Source organism: Flavobacterium sp. (genome assembly GCF_043780635.1).
Classification (GTDB): Bacteria; Bacteroidota; Bacteroidia; order Flavobacteriales; family Flavobacteriaceae; genus Flavobacterium.
Genome location: NZ_JAYWCK010000055.1, coordinates 1 through 2,338 on the forward strand (window position 1 = coordinate 1; position 2,338 = coordinate 2,338).

Below are 2,338 nucleotides of genomic sequence, written 5' to 3' on the forward strand. Positions count from 1 at the left end.
CCAAAAAAATAGATTCACCAGAAGCTTTTACTGCCAAGATTCTACAAATTCTGGCCAGAAACCAAATTATCCATTCCATAAAAGGTGTTGGTGGTGGATTTGAAATCCCTAAAGACAGGATGAACCAAATCAAACTAGCTCAAATCGTTACTGCTATTGATGGCGATAGGGTTTTTACAGGTTGTGGATTAGGACTTAGCCATTGCTCTGAAGATCATTCTTGCCCAGTTTACGTCAAGTTTAAAGCCATAAGAACCGAACTGGCTACAATGCTAGAAAACACCAATCTCGAAGAACTGGCATTAGGTATAAAATCTGGCGATACTTTTTTGAGGTATTGAAAAAGAATAATTTTATATTTACAGGAAAAAAATGGTGTAAACTATCAGTGTTGGATGGTTAGACGCATCGGAGTTGTATAAACCAAATCGTAACTATTCAGGTTGCAATACAGCAATAGTTTTAAAAGCAGCTAAAACATTTTGTCCGTTTTTAATACAGGTATCTGTTACCGAGCGAATGACCGCATAGAATTGCGCCCCGTTTTCGGTTTTGAATTGTCCAGACACTTTTTGCTTCACTTTCACATTTCGGATTGCTCTTTCAGAAGCATTGTTGTCTGGAGGGACTTCATCATGGAATAAAAAAGGAAAAACATATTCCCTGTATTTATATATCCGCTTATGGAACGCACAAAGATCCTTCCTGTTTTTGGGGACAGAAGTTAGCAGCAAAACAGACAATCGTTCAATGATTTTGTCTCTTTGTAGTATTGGATTAAGATATTGAATTGGGGTTAAATCCCGTTTAAGTTCTATAGCTTCGTATAGCAATTCCTTGAAGTTTATAGCCCATTGAGATTCATAACGTTCCTCGAAAAAAACAAGTTCCCGAAGTAAATGAGGGATGCATATCTGATGGGTTTTGCATTTTATTTGAAAATAACTCCGCCAGCAATCGTGAACGAGTATGGAGTTTATAAAGCCTTTTGGGAAATTTTCATCTATAGTAGCGGTTCCTCTATTGTTTGAAAATGTAATATAAGTGGCAACTTGGCTTTGAAAAGTCCAGAACCATCCCTTTTTACCATTGACTTTAGCACCTGTCTCATCACCTCCAATCACTTTTTCATTTTCCACTTTTTGAGCAATCAACTCGTAGGCAGGTTGGGCTTTTTGGGCAAAGCGTTTCAGTAAGGTACAAAGAGTACCTTGTGAGATTTTTAAATTGCAAACATCACTAAAAAACTCGCTCATTCTCTCAAAAGGCAAGTATTGTCTAGTGTGCATATAAGCAATTGTAGCTTGAATATTAGACCCGTAACTGATAGGCGAGTTAACATTGTTTGGAAAAGAAGCTTTTGTATGTTGACCACAAGAACAAGTTTTTTGAAATATACGGTGCTCTGAAAATTCAGGAATAATCGGGGGTATATCAATAACTTGTCTGCGTAGGATAAATGTTGCTGGTTGGTCAGACAAATCATCACCGCAATGGTTACAAAATTCTGGTTTATGATCAATGATACTATCTGGGTTTGCAATCATTTCCAAGGTACTACCTTCGTGTCCTGGTTGTCCGCCTACTTTTTTGCCTTGATTGGCACGAAGACTTTTCGTTTTTAAAGGCCTATTTTCATCTTTTGATGGTGAAACTGAACTATTGCGGCTGTTTTTACGATGCGTTAAGTCATCGATTTTATCAAGTAATTTTTCAACTAATGATTCTAATCGGGTAACTTTGGCTTCTAATTCAACAATACGTTTTTTGTCGGAGTTCAATTTCTATTTGTTTGACACAAAGGAAACAAACACCCATAAGAAACAGCAGAAATCAAACACATAGTTGTTAATTAGTAATGAACAAGTGTTCATAATAAAGCTATTTTTCTAAAAATACAAAACTAAAATTGTTCATAACTATGTTTTTTTAGAATAGGCTGAATAGTTACGAAAATCTTTATCCTTATAGTAATAATTCCCCAAGTATTCCAGCATTTGAATAGAATCATATCCTTTTTCAATTACCCTTTCATACGTTTTTGGAACATCAATGAGTGCATATTTTTTCTTGCTGATGGAGTCGTAAAAAACGGTTTGCGAATTGGCATTGCAGATACCCAATACTAAAAATGAAAAGATAAAAAATAACGATGATTTTTTTTTGATGTCACTATAATTTCTTTCATATTTATGCTAATATAATGGTATTGGGGAGGCTAAATTACACTTTTGTAATTAATATGCAAATTTATTTGTTATTTTCTATAATGATAACTCTCTTATGCTTTGTTTATTATTAGGTGTTGAAAATAGTTTAAGGATCTGGTATTATTGGT

The 2,338-nt window shown here is 34.7% G+C and carries 3 protein-coding genes; 1 reads left to right on the plus strand and 2 read right to left on the minus strand.

The window, feature by feature from the left end; genetic code table 11:
- The coding region (locus ACH2BV_RS05210; protein WP_395049666.1) for an RrF2 family transcriptional regulator at positions 1 to 341 on the plus strand (341 nt) is incomplete at its 5' end.
- A 93-nt stretch (positions 342 to 434) separates the two neighbouring features.
- Here ACH2BV_RS05210 and tnpC read toward each other — a convergent pair.
- Positions 435 to 1,781: an IS66 family transposase gene (gene tnpC, locus ACH2BV_RS05215; RefSeq protein WP_395049667.1), complete on the minus strand. Its 1,347-nt coding sequence runs from the start codon at positions 1,779 to 1,781 to the stop codon at positions 435 to 437.
- A 138-nt stretch (positions 1,782 to 1,919) separates the two neighbouring features.
- Positions 1,920 to 2,123: a hypothetical protein gene (locus ACH2BV_RS05220; RefSeq protein ID WP_395049668.1), complete on the minus strand. Its 204-nt coding sequence runs from the start codon at positions 2,121 to 2,123 to the stop codon at positions 1,920 to 1,922.
- Positions 2,124 to 2,338: the final 215 nt, after the last annotated feature.